Here is a 17,265-nt window from a genome sequence, read left to right as displayed (position 1 = left end):
ATCGCGCGCTTTCTTGCGCTAATTCAAGGCAGACAGCTATGAGCCCCTCTCTTCACTACAACTGGTTCTCCAACGTACGCGGCGACATCCTCTCCGGATTGGTCGTAGCCTTGGCACTTATCCCTGAAGCGATCGCCTTCTCGATCATTGCCGGCGTCGACCCCAAGGTCGGCCTTTACGCCTCCTTCTGTATCGCTGTGATCACTGCATTCGCCGGTGGCCGACCCGGCATGATCTCGGCTGCTACTGGCGCGATGGCGCTGCTGATGGTGACCCTGGTAAAAGAGCACGGCTTGCAATATCTGCTAGCAGCGACACTGCTGACCGGTGTGTTTCAGATCCTCGCGGGTTACCTGCGTCTCGGCTCGCTGATGCGCTTCGTATCACGCTCTGTTGTCACCGGCTTCGTGAATGCGCTGGCGATACTCATATTCATGGCGCAGTTACCCGAGCTGATCGATGTTACTTGGCACGTCTATGCCATGACGGCTGCAGGGCTTCTTATCATCTATACATTCCCACTGCTGACTAAGAAGATCCCGTCACCGCTTGTCTGTATTCTGGTGCTGACCGCGGTTGCGATGGCACTGGGTCTGGATATCCGTACGGTTGGTGATATGGGTGAGCTGCCCGATGACCTACCTATATTTCTCTGGCCAGAAGTACCGCTAAACCTGGAGACGCTTTGGATCATCCTGCCCTATTCGCTGCCCCTGGCCGTTGTGGGTCTGCTGGAGTCGCTGATGACAGCGACCATTGTTGATGAACTCACCGATACTCCCAGCGACAAAAACCGCGAGTGTAAGGGTCAGGGCCTAGCAAACATAGGTGCAGGCCTTTTCGGCGGTATGGCGGGCTGTGCAATGATCGGCCAGTCGGTTATCAACGTTAAGTCCGGTGGCCGTACTCGCCTGTCGACGCTAATTGCAGGTGTCGTGCTGCTGATTCTCGTCGTCTTCTTAGACGAGTGGGTTTCGCAGATTCCGATGGCCGCACTGGTAGCCGTGATGATCATGGTATCGATCGGCACATTTAGCTGGGAATCCCTGATCAATATGCGCAAATACCCGCTCTCTACCAACATAGTCATGTTAGTGACTGTTGCCGTGGTGGTTGCGACACACAACCTCGCGTTCGGCGTATTCGCCGGCGTACTGCTCGCTGCGCTCTTCTTTGCCAATAAGATTGGACAGTTCCTCTTCATCGGCAAGAGCGATACTGCTGAGAACGAAATGACCTACACTGTCGTAGGTCAGGTCTTCTTCAGCTCCAGCGATAAGTTTATCGGCGCGTTCGACTTTAAAGCGGATCTGGACCGAGTCGTCATTGACCTATCTCGCGCCCATTTTTGGGATATCACTGCGGTCAGCGCGCTCGATAAGGTGGTGCTGAAGTTCCGTCGTGAAGGTATAGAGGTCGAGGTAATCGGTATGAACGAAGCAAGCGCAACGATTGTTGACCGCTTTGCCGTGCACGATAAGCCTGATGCGATCGATGAATTGATGGGTCACTAAGGCCTGGACGCTCTGAGGAGAAAGTTATGAGTAAGGTAGTTGCCTGTATCGACGGCATGGGAGCGTTATCCGAAGCAGTCTGCGATACCGCTGCTTGGGCTAGTTCGCAACTGCAGGCGCCCTTGTCGCTGCTGCATGTACTCGATCGTCGTGAATTTCCAACCGAGGACGAAGCACCACTGAGCGGTACAATCGGTTTGGGCGCGCGTGAAGCACTACTGGAAGAGCTGGCGGAACTTGATGCGAAACGGGCCAAGCTGGCTCGCGAGCAGGGCCGTGTCATGCTTGCCGCAGCGCTCGAGCGCGCACAACAAGATGGTGCTTTCGAACCGAGCACAATGCAGCGACACGACGACTTCGTCACCAGTCTACAGGAGCTGCAAGGCGAAACACGCCTACTGGTGTTGGGCAAAGGTTCGCACGGCGATGCACTGGGCGTACATATCGAACCCACTATTCGCGCGCTGCACCGCCCTATCCTGCTGACCGACAAACCACTGGTAAGCCCCAAGCGTTTCTTGCTTGCCTTCGATGGCAGTGCCACCTCACGCAAAGCCCTACAGATGGTAGCCGACAGCCCACTGCTCAAAGGAGCTGCATGCTCACTTGTGATGGTAGGACCCTCAACTTTCGATACCCGAAAGGAACTTGAAAGTGCCGAGCAGCAGTTAGCCGAAGCAGGTTTTGAGGTGAACGCAGAGCTGCTCGCCGGAGAGGTCGATGAGGTGATACTCGAGCAGTTGGCTACCCAACAGGCAGATCTCCTCGTTATGGGCGCTTATGGTCACAGTCGAATCCGTCAGCTGTTGGTTGGTAGCACCACTTCAACACTGGTACGCCGCAGTAACACTCCGCTTCTGCTGCTGCGATAAGCCACTGAAACATTTTTTACACAGAGCCTCCGCTGAGGCTCATCTTATTCAAGGGGCGCTGTAGCGCCTCAATCGAGCATACACGAATGTCATTTGCCGAACTCGGTCTTAACGACCACCTCCTCCAAGCTCTCTCAGAAAAGGGCTACCAAGAACCGACGCCAATACAGGCAGCAGCAATCCCCGCTGTGCTTGAGGGGCGCGATGTAATGGCCGCAGCACAGACCGGCACCGGTAAAACAGCCGGCTTTGTTCTGCCCATGTTGCAGCGTCTTGCTCAGGGTCCGAAAGTGCGAGCCAACTCGGTACGCGCTCTAGTGCTGACACCGACGCGCGAACTCGCTGCCCAGGTAGAGGACAACGCCGAGTATTACGGGCGCCACACCACACTGAAGACCGAGGTAGTCTTTGGTGGCGTTAAAATTAATCCGCAGATGCAGCGACTGCGTGGCGGTGTGGACCTACTGGTAGCAACGCCTGGACGCCTGCTAGACCTACATAGCCAAAATGCTGTGCGCTTTGATCAGCTGGAGATCTTGGTACTGGATGAAGCGGATCGCATGTTGGATATGGGCTTTATTCGCGATATTCGCAAAATCTTGAACCTCTTACCCGCAAAGCGTCAAAACCTGCTCTTCTCTGCGACCTTCTCAGCCGAGATCAAAGCACTGGCGAAAGATCTAGTTCACAATCCAGTTGAGGTCTCCGTCTCGCCCGAGAACGCCACGGCCCACACGGTTGAGCAGTGGATTATTCCTGTCGATAAGAGTGCTAAGACTCGCGCACTGATTGAACTGATTAAGCGTAACGCCTGGTATCAGGTGCTCGTTTTCAGCCGCACTAAACATGGTGCGAACCGCTTAGTCGCTCAGTTAGATAAAGCCGGTATCAAGGCGGCAGCGATCCACGGAAATAAGAGCCAAGGGGCGCGCACGCGTGCGCTGCAGGAGTTCAAGGATGGCGATATTCAGGTGCTGGTGGCGACGGATATCGCGGCGCGCGGTATCGATATCAAAGAGCTACCGCACGTAATCAACTTTGACCTACCTAACATTGCCGAGGACTACGTACACCGCATCGGCCGAACAGGCCGTGCCGGTAGCGTGGGTGAAGCGGTATCACTAGTATCGCTGGACGAGCTCGATCTTCTGATCGAAATAGAGCGCCTGACCCAAGCGAAGATTGAGCGCAGGGAGATGGAGGGTTTCGTACCGAATAATCCGCTGCCTGATGTGGCCATTAAGGCGCCGCGCAAACCGAAAAAACCGAAACAGCCTAAACCTGAAGGCGAACAGAAGAGTCGAGGCAACCCCGAACGAAGAACTCAACGTGACAAAAGGCACGGTGAACATCGCGATGGCAATAAAAAGACTCGCGCTAGTTCAAATTCGCGCCCAAAAAACAGCACAGGGGCGTCAAGCGCCCCTACAAGCAAACCTAAGGCTCAGCGCCAACGTCGCCGTCGCTCCCCGACCGGCGACGTGAGCGGCAACCGCTAGGCGTTGATAGACTTGATCGCTCCACCATCACAACGCACCTGGCTGCCGGTAATGTAAGCAGCCGGTTCGCTAGCTAGGAAGGTAACAACCGCACCAAACTCCTCCGGCGTGCCGTAGCGACCCATCGGAATAGTCGCAGCCGACGCGGCACGCGCCTCCTCAACACTAATCCCCATATTGGCGGCAGTACCCTTGTCGATCGCCTGGGTACGCGGAGTTTCTATACGACCTGGCAGCACTAGGTTGCAGGTCACGCCGTGCGGTGCCATCTGCTCCGCCAGTGTTTTCACATAGCCTGCAACGGCTGAGCGCAACGTATTAGAGACCGCCAGTTTTGGAATTGGCACGACAATCCCGGAAGAGGCGATTACAACCACACGACCGAAGCCTTTGCTCTTCATCTGCGCCACTGAGGCATCAATGATCTGAATCAGGCCCAGAACCATCGCGTCAAACTCTTTTGTCCAGACATCGGAGGAGATTCCCGGAGCCATACCCGGCGCTGGACCGCCTGAGTTGGCAACGAGGACATCAAGCTGTTCCATGGAACCGAGAAACTCAACGAACTCAGCGCGGGAGCCGGCGTCAAATAGATCACAGGTATGCACCTGTGCCGAACCACCTGCCGCCTCAATCTCGCTTTTTACGGCTTCCAACTTCTCAGCCGAGCGAGACACCAACACAACGTGCGCCCCTTCAGCGGCGAGTTGCACAGCACTCGCTTTACCCAGGCCTTGTGAAGCGCCCATCACCACGGCAATGCGGCCTTTCAATCCAAGATCCATTCTCTACTCCTCGTAAAACATACTTACTAAACACATTGGTCCGCTTTGGTACGACCGCACATCGTTATTGGCTCTCACAGTTGCACATACCAGACCCGAAGCTTGAGTTGATTATTGAGAATTAGGCTCGCTATCGCAAACTCAACACCCACAGACTCACAGATCACCGTTATCAGTATGCGGGACGGTTTCTGTTTGATCTGATCTTTGGCTGTGCTACAAAACCAGTACGAATCTAATCGGTTCGAACTGGCGTAACCAAATTGTATTGCAAAACCCGGCCTAGCCGGACCATTACAACTACAAAAAACACGATACAGAGGTGTCCTACTAATGAAAAAAATCACCAAACTCGTAAGTGGAATGATGCTCGCGGCCGCGGCCTTCGGCGTGCAAGCAGAAGATCGCGACTACGTCCTCAACACCGCCTCTACCGGCGGTACTTACCACCCGGTTGGTACAGCGATCTCAACACTCTCTAAAATCAAACTGCTACCCAAAGAGAAGTTCAGCCTGACAGCAGTGAACTCTGCCGGCTCTGGCGCTAACGTACAGGCACTCGGCGCTGGTACTGCAGACTTCGCCATCTTACAGGGTCTGTATGGTTCATACGCGGTAACTGGGACAGGCCCAGTCACAGCACCACAAGAGAACCTGCGTTCGGTAACCATGCTATGGCAGAACGTGGAGCAGTTCATCCTCGCGAATGACAAAGTGAGCAGCGGCACCATGGCGGATATGGTTGCAGCTAAGGGTTCCGGCATGGGTATGGGCGCGAAGAACTCAGGCACCTTGGGTTCCAATAAAGTGCTGCTCTCTGGACTGGGCGTTGATGCAGAGGCGGATTACGAGTTGATGTATGGTGGCTACGGTCCAACCGCTGACGCGCTAGCAAACGGTCAAATCGTAGGTGCAGGTATCCCTTCGGGTATTCCTACAGGTGCAGTAACCAAGCTGATGGCCTCTAACGAAGGCAAATTCACTATCCTGAATGTGACTACCGACGAGCAGGCTAAGATGGATGGCGGTCGTGATCTGTGGACGCCGTACACCATCAAAGCTGGCACTTACCCAGGCCAGACTGCCGATATCAGCACCGTAGCGCAGCCAAACTTCCTAGCGGTTAACGCATCCGTACCTGAGGAAGATGTCTACAAACTGACTAAAACTATGTACGAAAACCTCGGCTTCCTGCAGGCGATTCACCCTGCTACTAAGGCGATGAATATTGATTCCGCAATTGCGGGTCTGCCAGCTCCACTGCACCCAGGTGCAGCGCGCTACTACAAAGAGATGGGCCTAAATATTCCTGATCGTCTGATCGCGAAGTAACTAAGCCGCTCTAGTCCGGGGTCGGTCCGTTCAGACGGATCGACCCTTGTTTGTATATTTCTCGCGCTAAGGAGCCAGCGATGAGCGAACTGGATAAGCCTGTAGTTAACTCCAGAGTTACACGTGAGTATCTGCTGGATCTAGACGGATCTGAACGAACACCAGTCGAGTGGTCGGTTGCAGTGTTCGCTGTTCTTTTCGGCTTATGGCACATCGCTACCAGTCTGTTTATCAACGAACAGACCATCTGGCAAAACGCAATTCACTTTGGCGGCTTCGCGCTGCTAGCCAGTGTGGTACACACCGGTTTTCAGCGACAGTCTAGAAGTCAGTCCGCGCTCATCGCTGACCTAGTTTACGGCCTACTGATAGTTGCCGCGTGTATATGGGTCGCCAGCTCTGTTGATCGTATTTATGAAGAGACGCTCTCAGTAACCGGCCAATCATGGCAGTTTAACTTGGGCGATTGGATTGCCGGACTCTTTCTGCTATTCGCAGCAATCGACCTCTCTCGTCGAGTCTCGGGATGGGTCATACCGATCCTAATTCTGCTTTCTCTGGCGTATATTCTGTTCTTGGGTGAGCATCTGCCTGGAGTTTTCCGCGCTGCAAGCTTGCCACTCAGTGATGTACTCTTCCGCTCCCTATACAACGATGAGGGGATGTTTGGCATCTTGGCCTTGATCTCTTCATCTAGCATAACGCTATTTATGGTCTTTGGGGGTTTCCTCGTCGCTTCAGGCGCCAGCGACTTCGTCATAGAGGTTTCCAAAGTCGTTGCTGGACGTATTCGCGGTGGGACCGGTTTTGTCGCGGTGATCTCCTCTGCACTGACTGGCACGATTAGCGGATCCGCGATTGCCAACACCGCCTCAACCGGTGTTATTACCATCCCACTGATGAAATCCAACGGCTTCCGCGGCCGCTTTGCTGGAGGTGTTGAAGCAGCTGCCTCAACGGGTGGCCAAATTATGCCACCCATCATGGGAGCCGGCGCCTTTGTAATGGCGAGCTACACGGCCATACCTTATGCAGATATTGTTGCCGTCTCAGTGATACCGGCGATTCTATACTTCCTCTCTGTCGCCTTCATCGTGCGTATTGAAGCGATTAAATACAATGTAGGCGAGGGGGTCGATATGACCATCGACAAAGCCAAAATTGTTTCGGGCGGGCTGGTCTTTATTCTGCCGTTGACCGTTATGATCGTGCTGCTCTTGTCTGGCGTTACCCCGAGCTTTGCCGCCTGCTGGGCAATTGCGACTCTGATACTCGTCTCCTGGGGCTCCTACATCGCCGCTAAAGTGACTGGTATAAAACAGCTGGCAACCAATGTAATGACACCCAAGCGAATCGCGAATGCCTTCATGCTGGGTATGGCCGCCTCCATTATGACCGGTGTGCTCTTAGTCGCGATCGGTATCATGAACAACGCCATCGTTACTAGCGGTATTGGTAATGGGTTTTCCCTCATGATTGCGCAGTGGTCTCAGGGCTCAGTCGTTATTGCCATTCTCTTAATCGCTTTGGCTTCACTGGTGCTCGGTATGGGGCTCCCGGTGACTGCGGCTTACATCATTCTGGCAATTCTTTGTGCGCCTGCACTGGCAGGTATTCTGGCAGACACCGTCATTATTGATCTTCTGGTTGCAGGTATTAGCGACCCGATGCAATTAGCGATGTTCTCACTGGTGGACAGTCCACTGGTGGCCAAGCTCAGTAGCGGTTTAACCTATGACGAGGCGGTGCAACTTATGGCAGCGATTCCGTTCGAAGTCGCCGTCACTCTACGCCCACTGCTGGTCGATACCGAGACGCTGACCACCTTCCTACTGATCGCGCACCTGATTATCTTTTGGCTCAGTCAGGACTCAAACGTCACACCGCCTGTCTGTCTAGCGGCATTCACGGCAGCGGGTATCGCGAAATCCCCCCCAATGGCGACCGGTTTTCAGGCTTGGAAACTGGCTAAAGGCCTCTACATAGTGCCCCTGATGTTTGCCTACACACCGTTAATTAGCGGGAACTGGATGGAGATCTGTCAGCTCGGATTCTTTGCGCTCTTTGGTATCTATGGATTAAATGTAACAATTCAGAACTACGCCGAGGGACCTTTGAAACTCTGGTACTGGCCGCTGATTATAGGGGGCGTTATTGGCTCTTTCTGGCCGCTGCACTGGGTCGCAAACATTGTGGGTGCTTTGCTGATTGTCGCTGTCGTGGTCCTAAGCTCACGCCATCAAAAAGCGTCATAACATTTTGATATGAATCGCCGTGTCGAGACACGACCTACAGAAAGAATTTTAGGAGTTCGTCGGTGACTTCTGCGGGCGTCTCTTCGGGCAGGAAATGGCCTGATTCAACGGCTCGGCCAGTCACGTTCTCTGCGCGCTCGCGCCATACATCCAGCACATCGTAGGTGCGATTCACAAACCCCTTCGAACCCCACAAAACCAGCAGCGGCGCCTGCACTTTAACGTCCATATCGGCTTCATCATGCTGCATATCGATCGACGCAGCCGCGCGGTAATCTTCACACGAGGCGTGGATTGTATCGGGGTCCTCAAAGCAGCGCAGATACTCATCCACGGCTTCATAACTAAACCGCGCACCCGCCGCTGCCCAGCGGCGCAACTTCTCTTTGAGAAAGTACTCTGGATCTTGGCTAATCATGCGCTCCGGTAAACCACCAGGCTGAATCAGAAAGAACCAATGGTAATAGCCTGTAGCAAAGGCTTGATCGGTGTGGCTGAACATATGGTGAGTGGGTGCTATATCCATCACGCACCCTTTAAGGACAGCTTGCGGATGGTCCAGCATCATACGATGCGTTACACGAGCGCCGCGATCATGACCCGCGACATTGAACTGGCTATAGCCGAGCGACTGCATCAGCTCAACCAAGTCTTGCGCCATCGCACGCTTAGAGTAGTTTGAGTGGTCCTCTACGCCGTCCGGCTTAGAGCTATCGCCGTAGCCGCGCAGGTCGGGACAGATAACATGAAAGTGCTGCGCCAGGGTTGGAGCGACTAAGTGCCACATCACATGTGACTGCGGGTAGCCGTGAATCAGCAGCAGCGGAGGCCCTTCGCCGCCTTGACGGTAGTTAATACGAGCGCCGCTAGTCTCAACTTGAGAGAGTTGGAACTGCGGCCCGAACAACATTAGCCGACCTTCTCGCCTTTAGCTTGCAGGTCTGCGTGGTAAGAGGAGCGAACCAGCGGGCCGCTGGCTACGTGGCTAAAGCCTAGCTTTTTGGCGATGGTTTCGAACTCTTTGAACTCCTCCGGAGTGACAAAGCGATCTACCGGCAGGTGATCACGGCTGGGCTGCAGGTACTGGCCAATGGTGATCATATCGATATCGTGCGCACGCATATCGTGCATCACTTCGATAATCTCTTCGTTGGTCTCGCCACAACCCACCATTAGTCCGGATTTGGTGCGAATCTCAGGGCGTGCTGCTTTGAAGCGTTTGAGCAACTCAAGTGACCACGCGTAATCAGCGCCCGGGCGCACCTGCTTGTAGAGACGCGGTACTGTCTCCATATTGTGGTTAAACACATCAGGCGGAGTCTGCGTGAGAATCTCCAGTGCGATATCCATGCGACCACGGAAGTCAGGCACCAGTGTTTCAATCTGAATAGTGTCGCTACGCTCGCGTGTCTCACGAATACAGTCAGCGAAGTGTTGGGCACCGCCATCACGCAGATCGTCACGGTCTACCGATGTGATAACGACATATTTAAGCCCCATATCGGTGATCGCTTCGGCTAGTTCGCGCGGCTCGTCAGGGGAGAGCGCATTCGGGCGACCGTGGGCGACATCACAGAATGGGCAGCGACGGGTGCAGATATCACCCATAATCATGAAGGTGGCAGTACCGTGACTAAAACACTCACCTAGGTTAGGGCAGCTAGCCTCTTCACAGACACTGGCCAATTTGTGATGACGCAGCTTCTCTTTGATGCGTTTAACTTCCGCGTTGTTGCCCATGCGCACGCGCAGCCAGTCAGGCTTACGTGGCATATCCTCTTTGGCAGTCGGAATAACCTTAACCGGAATACGTGCAAGCTTCTCTGCGCCACGTAACTTGACGCCCTGCTCTGCTACACCGACCGGTTTACTGCTGTGTTCTGCCATTGGTTATTCCCATCCATTCAATTCTTGGGCGCCATTATACCCAATTCTGCGACTCAGAATCGCCACAAGCTGTTTCGCTACTTGAGAAATTTCGACCTTATCGGTGAGTTGCGCTAACTGCGTCATCTCAAGCCCAGCGTAGCCACAAGGGTTTATGCGCAAGAACGGCTCAAGGTCCATATCGATATTGAGCGCCAGCCCGTGAAAGCTACATCCACGACGTACGCGCAGCCCCAGCGAGCAGATCTTGCGACCCTCAACATAGACACCTGGGGCATCAGGCTTAGGAGCGGCTTCAACGCCTTGAGAGGCTAACAGCTCCACCACAGCCTCCTCCATCAGGGTGACTAGATCGCGAACACCCAGACTGTTGCGCTTGAGATCCAACAGCAAGTAGATCACTAATTGGCCCGGTCCGTGATAGGTAACCTGACCACCTCGGTCGACCTGTACAACAGGAATATCGCCGGGATTTAGAAGGTGCTCCTCTTTCCCTGCTTGTCCCTGAGTAAAGACGGGCTCATGCTCGAGCACCCAGACCTCATCAGGTGTGTCGGCTGTGCGCTCATTGGTGAACGCTTGCATACGCTCAAACGTCGATTGGTAGGGCTGGCTGCCGAGAAAGCGAACGATCGGAGTTGGCATTAGAGAACGGTGTGCACGCGGCCTGAGGATTTCAGGTCTTTGTGCATTCTATCGAGCTGCTCTTCACCTGTTGCGGTGATAAACAGGCGCACAGAGAGGTACTTACCGGTACGGCTGGGCTGCTCGTTAACTTTAGTCAGATCAAGATCGTGATCATATTTCTGCACGGTCTGAATTACGTAGCTGCGAAAGTCGTCAGCATTATTTCCCACCACGGTGATCTTGTAATCAGGACATGGGAACTCGATTTTTGGAGCTTGTGGCTCGCTCATACTCACCTCAACGTCTTTATGAGAACTCTATATGGGTTCTGGTGACCGCAACTTCAACCAGTAACGCTGCTAGTCAAACAGGCCTTTGAAGAAGAGCACAATTGAATGCCAAATCTTAGTGACGAAATCGGCTTCGGCGACAGGCTGCAAGCTAACCAGCGGCACTTCCCGCAGCATTTCGCCAGCCAAGCTCACTTTCAAGCTACCTACCTGCTGACCCTGAGCTAACGGCGCTTCGATTATATTCGGTAGATCAAGTACCGCCGCGAGCTGGTCCTCTTTGCCTCGGGGAATGGTGACGGCCAAATCTTCTGCTAGCCCCAAACCGACCTGGTCAGTGGAGCCTTTCCAGATTTCAGCCGTGTTCAGCGCATCGCCTGCTTTATAGAGCGGAAAGGTTCGGAAGAAACGGAATGCGTACGAGAGCAGCTTCTGACTCTCTGCGGCACGGGCCTCATCACTGGTTGTTCCAAGCACAACCGAAATCACGCGCATATCATCACGCAGCGCTGAAGCAACCAGACAGAAGCCCGCCTCTTCGGTGTGCCCCGTCTTTACCCCATCAACGGTGGAGTCACGCCATAACAGGCGGTTACGGTTAGGCTGTTTGATATCGTTGTAGGTGAAGTACTTCTCCGCGTAGATTGCGTACTGATCAGGAAAATCCTGAATCAGTGCACGGGCGATCAATGCCAGATCTCGTGGCGATGAGTAGTGATTATCAGCAGGCAGGCCCGTCGCGTTCTCAAAGTTGGTATTCTTCAGACCCAACCGCCGCGCATGTTGGTTCATCAGATCGGCAAAGGCCTCTTCACTACCTGCAATGTACTCGGCTAAGGCAACCGAAGCATCATTACCCGACTGAATGATCACTCCACGCAGCAGGTCACCCAGCAATACCTGTGTACCTTCACGCACAAACATACGTGAGCCCGGAGTCTTCCAAGCTTTAACGCTGATCGGTACTAGATCCGTCTCGGCGACGTTACCCTCTGCGATCTCGTGCTCAACAATGTAGCTGGTCATCATTTTGGTCAGACTTGCCGGTGCAAAACGACCATCGGCACCCGACTCAACCAGAATATCGCCAGTTACGGCATCCATCGCCAGATAAGCGGTTGCAGCAAGCTGCGGTGGTGCTGGGACCAGTGCGGCATGGAGTTGCAGTGAGACCAGCGCGAAAAAGGCAAAAAACAGTGTACGTAAAGAGGCAAACATGGGTGTCCTGTCGTCAAGCTTTGAGCAAGGTTGATTCAGTTAATCGATTTCTAGTCGGTTCCTACTCAGTTCTGAGGAGAGTTTATCAGGATCGGCGATGAATAACCTGCATCTACTAAGCGATCAATGAGGCCATCGACCGAGATACCGGCACTCAACGGCCCCACCAAAACCCGATGCAACTGCCGACCACCGCGCTCTATCGGCACCACCGTCACGTTTTCGCCACTAAGGCTCGCCAACCGCAGCTGCGCCCGCTCGGCATTATCGGCATTACCGAAAGCCCCAACTTGCAGGAATTTGCCAGCCGCCTCACGAAAGCTCGGTTCAGCAACGGGCTCGGCCACCGGTTGCTGTGCAACCTGCGGTGCTTGAGAACCGCGAGCATCAATTGCCTCAACAAGCACACGCCCCGTTCCTTTTTGAGTGATCTCCAGGCGTGAAGCAGCTGAGTAGCTCAGATCAATCAAGCGATCCTCGTGGAATGGCCCGCGGTCATTGACGCGGACGATGACACTCTTGCCGTTATCAAGATTGGTAACCCGAGCATAACTTGGGATAGGCAAGCTTTTATGTGCCGCCGACATTTTATAGATATCGTAGATCTCGCCATTCGAGGTTTTGTGACCGTGGAACTTCAGACCGTACCAGGAGGCGATACCCTGCTCCTTGTAGCCGATATGGGTATCAAGCACGCGGTAGGTTTTACCCCAGACCTGATACTCCGGTTTGTTACCGCCCCGACTATAGGCGACATCAACTGGCACAGCATCTGGCACGTTGGATACATCAGGCGGATTAACTGGCGCCTTATCCTGTTTCATCGTGTAGCGCGGGTCACTCTCGTATTTAGGCTCAGGCCCGGAGGAGCAGCCTGCCAGAAGGAGGGCACAAACCAGAGAATTGATTAACATACGCATAACAGTAGTCGACACCTCTGGTTCTATCTAATTTGTTCAGCGTAGAGCTGACTCAGTTCATAGACCGCGCCAGCATAAAGGCGGCTGTGATTGTAACGGGTAATGACGTAGAAGTTGTGGAGACCCAGAACGTACTCATTTTTCTCACCACTGCTCAGGCGCATTAGCGTCGCTTTCATCTCGCCATTGAGGGCCTCGCGTGGGGTCACGCCCTTCTCGCTCCACTCTAACAGGGTCAGTTCAGGCTTAAGATCTTGATTGACCAGATCCTCGACATTGGCGTCATCAAAAACGGGGCTGGCAATCACCGGCTCGCCCTCACGCCAATTATGCTTGGCGAAGTAGTTGGCGATACTACCGATCGCATCCGTCGGGTTATCCCAAATATCTTTGTGACCATCGCCGTCAAAGTCGACTGCGTAAGCGAGGAAGCTCGAGGGGATGAACTGCCCGTAACCCATAGCACCCGCGTAGGAGCCCTTTAGTGATTCAGGGTCAACGCCCTCAGCACGCACCAGGCGGAAATAATCAGCTAACTGTCCGCGGAAGAATTCTGCACGACGCGGGAAATCAAACCCTAAGGTCGCCAGCGCATCTAGCACTCGGTAATTACCGGTGATCCGCCCAAAGCGTGTCTCAACGCCCATGATCGCAAGTATGATCTCGGGGGGCACACCATAGGTCTGTTGGGCGCGCTCCAGCGTCGTACGATGCTCTTTCCAGAATTCAACGCCCTGAGCAATACGTTTGGGCTCGATAAAAATGGCCCTGTACTCGCCCCAGTCCAGACGTTTTTCTGCTGGACGGCTGATAGCATCAAGAATGGACTGCTTACGCTCAGCTTTCGCCAATACAGAGCGCACGTAGGCGGGTTCGAAGCCATCAGCTTCAAGCTCAGAGATCAGTTTTCCGGCATCAGGATGATCCTCGTAACCGGCCTGAGCAGGGAGCGCCAGCGCTGCAGCACTCGTCAGAATTGCGCCTTGTACCAGAGTAAACAGCTTTGCCAACCTTGCCATTATTGAGTCCCTATAAGTTCGCTAACGTCGAACCATCTGTCGGTGAGTCTGAATAGACATCAGCATGCCAAATCCGACCATCAACGTCACTATTGAAGTACCACCATAACTTACCATCGGTAGCGGTACGCCAACCACTGGCAGTAGCCCAGTCACCATACCGATATTTACGAAGACATAGACAAAAAAGGTCAGGGTGATACTGCCGGCAAGCAGACGCGAGAAGGAGTCCTGTGCCTGCACTGCGATAATCAATCCGCGCCCGATAATCAGCATATACAGCGCCAGCAGCACTAGCACGCCAGTCATTCCGAGCTCTTCGCCAATCACCGCGATGATGAAATCGGTGTGCGACTCTGGCAGGAAGTTAAGTTGCGACTGAGTACCCTCGAGATACCCCTTACCCGAAAGGCCGCCCGATCCGATCGCCGTCTTGGATTGAATAATATTCCAGCCCGCGCCCAGCGGATCGCTCTCTGGATCTAGGAAGGTTAGCACGCGCTGTTTTTGGTAATCCTTCATGATCATCCACAGCCCCGGTAGCGAGGCGGCACCGATACCGAAAGCTAGAAAAATCCAGCGCCAGTAGATACCGGAGAAAAGTAGAACGAAGATACCGGAGGCGCCAATCAACAGCGAGGTTCCCAGATCGGGCTGTTTCATAATCAGTGCAAAGGGGACACCGATAAGCACCAGGGATGTGAAGATGGAGCGAAAACTCGGCGGTAGCGGATGACGCGCGAGATAACCTGCGATCATGATCGGTAGTGCCAACTTCATCAGTTCAGAGGGCTGGAATCGGAATCCGGGGAGTGCAATCCAGCGCTGGGCACCTTTTGCACCCACACCGAAAAGCAATACCGCCACAAGTAACGCCACACCCGCCAGATAGATCCAAGGACCTAGCCGCATCAGGACACGCGGAGGCACCTGTGCGAGTAAAAGCAGCGCCAGAAAACCCGCGCCCATGCGAATCGCCTGGCGCGTGACGTAGGCCATATCCTGACCAGAGGCACTGTACAACACAAAAAGGCCGTACCCACAGAGCGCCAGCAATAACAGCAGTAGTGGCGCATCCAGGTGTGTGTAGCTCCACAATCCCGCGGGACGGCGCAACGTTTGGGCATCCATCGAGCGTTGAAAATCACCGCGTACCATTAGTCATCCCTCAGCCCGTTATCGTAATCATTCAGCAGCCAGGCATCGATCACCTCGCGTGCAACTGGTGCCGCAGCGCGTGAGCCACCCTCACCATTTTCAACGACAACGGCGACAGCAATCTTAGGATCATCAGCCGGTGCAAAAGCGACAAAAAGTGCGTGGTCACGATTACGCTCTGAGAGTGCTTCTGAATCGTACTCCTCTTCCTGAGCGATACCGACTACCTGCGCTGTACCCGTCTTACCCGCCATCAGATACTCTGCATCTGCACCGGCCCTCTTCGCCGTACCGTAGCTCGAATGAACTACATCAATCATCCCCTGAATCACTTCGCCCCAGTTCGCTTCGCGATTGAGCTTTACATCTGCCGGGGTTGGTTTGGCTTCTAACTGCGCCAGCAGCTCCTGTTGCACCTCATCTAGACCGTTCTCAGCAACCACTCGTTTGAGCATCTGTGGGCGCACCCACTTTCCGCGATTGGCCAATACCGCAGTAGCAGTCGCCAGTTGCAGCGGTGTCGCGATCATAAAGCCCTGACCAATACTCAGATTAAGAGAGTCGCCGGGGTACCAGGGCTGTTTTTCGCGACCACGTTTCCACTCATCAGATGGCAAGATCGCAGCACCCGCCTCCGGCAGGTCGAGGCTGGTCACTGCGCCGAAACCAAATCGACCGAGATAGTCAGAGAAGATATCGATATCGGTTTTAGTGGCAATATCGTAGAACCAGACGTCGCAGGACTCAGCGAGGGCATGGTTAAGATCAACGCGGCCGTGGCCGCCACGTTTCCAGTCACGATACTTGCGGCCGCCGACACTCAACTGGTAGAAACCAGGATCCCAGACCTTGTGGTCGAGAGGCACACTGCCCGAATCGATCGCCGCCAACGCCGTGAACGGCTTGAGCGTCGAGCCGGGTGGATACAGCCCGCGAATGGCTCGGTTATAGAGTGGCAGATCACGATCTTCACGCAGCGCGTTATAGTCGGCAACCGATATACCGGTGACAAATTCGTTAGGGTCGTAGGCGGGATTGCTAACTAGCGCAAGGATCTCACCAGTGCTCGGTTCAATCGCAACAACGGCGGCGCGCTTGCCATCAATCAGCTCGGCCGTGAACTTTTGCAAATTCACATCCAAACTCACCTGGATATCGACACCGGGAGCCGGATCCTGCTGCTCCAATGTCTGCAGCACTCGGCCACGCACATCGGTCTCTACCTTGCGCCAACCCACTTCACCATGCAGCAGCGACTCGTAGTAACGCTCGACCCCAAGTTTGCCGATGTAGTGTGTGGCCGCGTATTGGTTCGCATCAACCTGTTGCAGTTCACGCTCGTTGATTCGACCGACATAGCCCAGCGCGTGGGCTAAAGCAGGTCCCTGCGGGTAGGCACGCACTAGATCTGCTTCAACTTGAACTCCTGAGAGACGATGGAACTCAATCGAGATCTTGGCGATCTCCTCTTGGGTTAGGCGAAATTTGAGTGGCACCGTTTCAAATGGACGTCGACGTTGGTTGAGGCGGCGCTTAAAACGTTTGATCTCATCTTCACTCAACTCAACAATCTCACCGAGCTGAGACAGCGTCTGATCGAGGTCCCCTAGCTCCTCTTTTAGAAGCGTTAAGCTGAAGTTGGGGCGGTTATCTGCCAGGAGCTGGCCGTTGCGGTCGTAAATCAGGCCGCGACGCGGTGCCACAGGTTGAAGCTGTATACGGTTGCGCTCAGATATTGCGGTGAAACGCTCGTGCTCCACTACCTGAAGGAAGTAGATTCGACTGACCAGTACGACCATCAAAACCAACACGAAAACAAAGGCGATAACAGCACGACTCGCGAAGAAGCTATTCTCTTTGGAGTAGTCGTTAAAACGCTTCGATTCCAT

The 17,265-nt window shown here is 54.1% G+C and carries 15 protein-coding genes; 5 read left to right on the top strand and 10 right to left on the bottom strand.

Annotated features, from left to right (window positions below):
- Nucleotides 1–38 precede the first annotated feature (38 nt).
- The 3 genes from AC1WNR_RS04040 to AC1WNR_RS04030 all read left to right on the top strand — a co-directional run bounded on the left by AC1WNR_RS04040 (nt 39) and on the right by AC1WNR_RS04030 (nt 3,885).
- Nucleotides 39–1,514 carry a SulP family inorganic anion transporter gene (locus AC1WNR_RS04040; RefSeq protein WP_481643256.1) on the top strand — a complete coding sequence of 492 codons (1,476 nt, stop codon included), beginning with the start codon at nt 39–41 and terminating at the stop codon, nt 1,512–1,514.
- Between the two features lie 26 nt (nt 1,515–1,540).
- On the top strand, nt 1,541–2,386 hold the full coding sequence (locus AC1WNR_RS04035; RefSeq protein ID WP_481643255.1) for a universal stress protein: 846 nt from the start codon (nt 1,541–1,543) through the stop codon (nt 2,384–2,386).
- Nucleotides 2,387–2,472: 86 nt separating this feature from the next.
- Nucleotides 2,473–3,885 carry a DEAD/DEAH box helicase gene (locus AC1WNR_RS04030; protein WP_481643254.1) on the top strand — a complete coding sequence of 471 codons (1,413 nt, stop codon included), beginning with the start codon at nt 2,473–2,475 and terminating at the stop codon, nt 3,883–3,885.
- Here AC1WNR_RS04030 and AC1WNR_RS04025 read toward each other — a convergent pair.
- Complete coding sequence (locus AC1WNR_RS04025) at nt 3,882–4,670, bottom strand: SDR family oxidoreductase (protein WP_481643253.1); 789 nt, start codon at nt 4,668–4,670, stop codon at nt 3,882–3,884. The genes AC1WNR_RS04030 and AC1WNR_RS04025 overlap by 4 nt on opposite strands.
- 333 nt (nt 4,671–5,003) lie before the next feature.
- Between AC1WNR_RS04025 and AC1WNR_RS04020 the strand changes: the two genes are divergently transcribed.
- The gene (locus AC1WNR_RS04020) at nt 5,004–6,002 is read left to right on the top strand and encodes a TAXI family TRAP transporter solute-binding subunit (RefSeq protein WP_481643252.1); all 999 of its coding nucleotides are present in this window, start codon (nt 5,004–5,006) and stop codon (nt 6,000–6,002) included.
- Nucleotides 6,003–6,082: 80 nt separating this feature from the next.
- A complete protein-coding gene (locus AC1WNR_RS04015; RefSeq protein WP_481643251.1) occupies nt 6,083–8,257 on the top strand; it encodes a TRAP transporter permease in 2,175 nt (724 codons plus the stop codon).
- Between the two features lie 34 nt (nt 8,258–8,291).
- On the opposite strand, the gene AC1WNR_RS04010 is transcribed toward AC1WNR_RS04015, so the two are convergent.
- The 9 genes from AC1WNR_RS04010 to mrdA form a co-directional block, all read right to left on the bottom strand.
- The gene (locus AC1WNR_RS04010) at nt 8,292–9,167 is read right to left on the bottom strand and encodes an alpha/beta fold hydrolase (protein ID WP_481643250.1); all 876 of its coding nucleotides are present in this window, start codon (nt 9,165–9,167) and stop codon (nt 8,292–8,294) included.
- Nucleotides 9,167–10,144, bottom strand: coding sequence for a lipoyl synthase (gene lipA, locus AC1WNR_RS04005; protein ID WP_481643249.1), 978 nt, complete (start codon nt 10,142–10,144; stop codon nt 9,167–9,169). The genes AC1WNR_RS04010 and lipA overlap by 1 nt, the downstream gene beginning before the upstream one ends.
- A gap of 3 nt (nt 10,145–10,147) precedes the next feature.
- Nucleotides 10,148–10,789, bottom strand: coding sequence for a lipoyl(octanoyl) transferase LipB (lipB, locus tag AC1WNR_RS04000; RefSeq protein WP_481643248.1), 642 nt, complete (start codon nt 10,787–10,789; stop codon nt 10,148–10,150).
- Nucleotides 10,789–11,061, bottom strand: a complete 273-nt coding sequence (locus tag AC1WNR_RS03995; protein ID WP_481643247.1) for a YbeD family protein — start codon at nt 11,059–11,061, stop codon at nt 10,789–10,791. The genes lipB and AC1WNR_RS03995 overlap by 1 nt, the downstream gene beginning before the upstream one ends.
- A 69-nt stretch (nt 11,062–11,130) precedes the next feature.
- A complete protein-coding gene (locus AC1WNR_RS03990; RefSeq protein WP_481643246.1) occupies nt 11,131–12,279 on the bottom strand; it encodes a D-alanyl-D-alanine carboxypeptidase family protein in 1,149 nt (382 codons plus the stop codon).
- A 65-nt stretch (nt 12,280–12,344) separates the two neighbouring features.
- Nucleotides 12,345–13,199, bottom strand: a complete 855-nt coding sequence (locus AC1WNR_RS03985) for a septal ring lytic transglycosylase RlpA family protein (protein WP_481643245.1) — start codon at nt 13,197–13,199, stop codon at nt 12,345–12,347.
- A gap of 23 nt (nt 13,200–13,222) precedes the next feature.
- Nucleotides 13,223–14,218, bottom strand: a complete 996-nt coding sequence (gene mltB, locus AC1WNR_RS03980) for a lytic murein transglycosylase B (protein WP_481643244.1) — start codon at nt 14,216–14,218, stop codon at nt 13,223–13,225.
- Nucleotides 14,219–14,239: 21 nt separating this feature from the next.
- Nucleotides 14,240–15,376, bottom strand: coding sequence for a rod shape-determining protein RodA (gene rodA / locus AC1WNR_RS03975; protein WP_481643243.1), 1,137 nt, complete (start codon nt 15,374–15,376; stop codon nt 14,240–14,242).
- A complete protein-coding gene (mrdA, locus tag AC1WNR_RS03970) occupies nt 15,376–17,265 on the bottom strand; it encodes a penicillin-binding protein 2 (protein WP_481643242.1) in 1,890 nt (629 codons plus the stop codon). The genes rodA and mrdA overlap by 1 nt, the downstream gene beginning before the upstream one ends.

The sequence above is a fragment of the Marinobacterium marisflavi genome, assembly GCF_982447095.1.
The sequence above is the reverse complement of the archived record's forward strand: the minus strand, read 5'-3'. Positions and strand labels throughout refer to the sequence as shown.

What these genes read in the sequence shown, in the direction of transcription:
- AC1WNR_RS04040 (WP_481643256.1), top strand. Translation starts at nt 39, where the DNA reads ATGAGCCCCTCTCTTCACTACAACTGGTTCTCCAACGTACGCGGCGAC.
- AC1WNR_RS04035 (WP_481643255.1), top strand. Translation starts at nt 1,541, where the DNA reads ATGAGTAAGGTAGTTGCCTGTATCGACGGCATGGGAGCGTTATCCGAA.
- AC1WNR_RS04030 (WP_481643254.1), top strand. Translation starts at nt 2,473, where the DNA reads ATGTCATTTGCCGAACTCGGTCTTAACGACCACCTCCTCCAAGCTCTC.
- AC1WNR_RS04025 (WP_481643253.1), bottom strand. Translation starts at nt 4,670, where the DNA reads ATGGATCTTGGATTGAAAGGCCGCATTGCCGTGGTGATGGGCGCTTCA.
- AC1WNR_RS04020 (WP_481643252.1), top strand. Translation starts at nt 5,004, where the DNA reads ATGAAAAAAATCACCAAACTCGTAAGTGGAATGATGCTCGCGGCCGCG.
- AC1WNR_RS04015 (WP_481643251.1), top strand. Translation starts at nt 6,083, where the DNA reads ATGAGCGAACTGGATAAGCCTGTAGTTAACTCCAGAGTTACACGTGAG.
- AC1WNR_RS04010 (WP_481643250.1), bottom strand. Translation starts at nt 9,167, where the DNA reads ATGTTGTTCGGGCCGCAGTTCCAACTCTCTCAAGTTGAGACTAGCGGC.
- lipA (WP_481643249.1), bottom strand. Translation starts at nt 10,144, where the DNA reads ATGGCAGAACACAGCAGTAAACCGGTCGGTGTAGCAGAGCAGGGCGTC.
- lipB (WP_481643248.1), bottom strand. Translation starts at nt 10,789, where the DNA reads ATGCCAACTCCGATCGTTCGCTTTCTCGGCAGCCAGCCCTACCAATCG.
- AC1WNR_RS03995 (WP_481643247.1), bottom strand. Translation starts at nt 11,061, where the DNA reads ATGAGCGAGCCACAAGCTCCAAAAATCGAGTTCCCATGTCCTGATTAC.
- AC1WNR_RS03990 (WP_481643246.1), bottom strand. Translation starts at nt 12,279, where the DNA reads ATGTTTGCCTCTTTACGTACACTGTTTTTTGCCTTTTTCGCGCTGGTC.
- AC1WNR_RS03985 (WP_481643245.1), bottom strand. Translation starts at nt 13,199, where the DNA reads ATGCGTATGTTAATCAATTCTCTGGTTTGTGCCCTCCTTCTGGCAGGC.
- mltB (WP_481643244.1), bottom strand. Translation starts at nt 14,218, where the DNA reads ATGGCAAGGTTGGCAAAGCTGTTTACTCTGGTACAAGGCGCAATTCTG.
- rodA (WP_481643243.1), bottom strand. Translation starts at nt 15,376, where the DNA reads ATGGTACGCGGTGATTTTCAACGCTCGATGGATGCCCAAACGTTGCGC.
- mrdA (WP_481643242.1), bottom strand. Translation starts at nt 17,265, where the DNA reads ATGGAATCGAAGCGTTTTAACGACTACTCCAAAGAGAATAGCTTCTTC.